A 645-nucleotide genomic window follows, 5' to 3' on the forward strand; every position below is an offset into this window, starting at 1 on the left:
GTTTTAACGCTTTTTGTTCACTGGTTAACATTTTATATTAACTCCTTTTTTTATTTTTTAATTATATTGATATTAGAAAAAGGGATGAATTTGGTGGTAATTAAGTTTTGTAAGAAATTATTGGCTGCATTGGAAAATAAGTTAATTACTTTATTAATACCTTGTACTTTTCCTTGATTGATTTTATTGTTTAGTCTTTGAGTTTCTGGTTCGTTGTTGGTTAATAAATAAAATTCAAAACGAGTATCGAGTTTTTTTAATTTTTGCCCTTCTACCATGGCTTGTTTATAGCGATCACGAAGACATGTTTTAAAATTAAAAGCGATAATCCGTTTATTTTTCGTAAATAACACTAAATCAAATTTAATGTCGGGGATGAAGAATAAATAAGCTTGAGGATATAAATGAATGATTCCTTGGTTTTGAAAATAGAGTAAAATAAGATATTCATTGATTTTAACACGGATTACTTTTTGACTTTGAGAGTTGATGTTATTTTGGTTAAAATAATGGTTTAATTGTTGGTAATTGGTTTTCATATATTCGTTAATAGAAAGATTAAAGGTATCTTTGTTAAAAAAACATTTTAAGATTTCCACAGTTTGGATATTAGTATTAAATTTTTGAATATTAAAAAAATCTTGG

The 645-nt window shown here is 25.1% G+C and carries 1 protein-coding gene; it reads right to left on the minus strand.

What is annotated here, in order from left to right; all coding sequences use genetic code 11:
- Positions 1–50 precede the first annotated feature (50 nt).
- Positions 51–645 (minus strand): hypothetical protein (locus OL66_RS02695; RefSeq protein ID WP_034172360.1); only part of this gene is annotated, 595 nt, incomplete at its 5' end.

This window comes from Chrysanthemum yellows phytoplasma (assembly GCF_000803325.1).
GTDB classification, from domain to species: Bacteria; Bacillota_I; Bacilli_A; order Acholeplasmatales; family Acholeplasmataceae; genus Phytoplasma; species Phytoplasma asteris.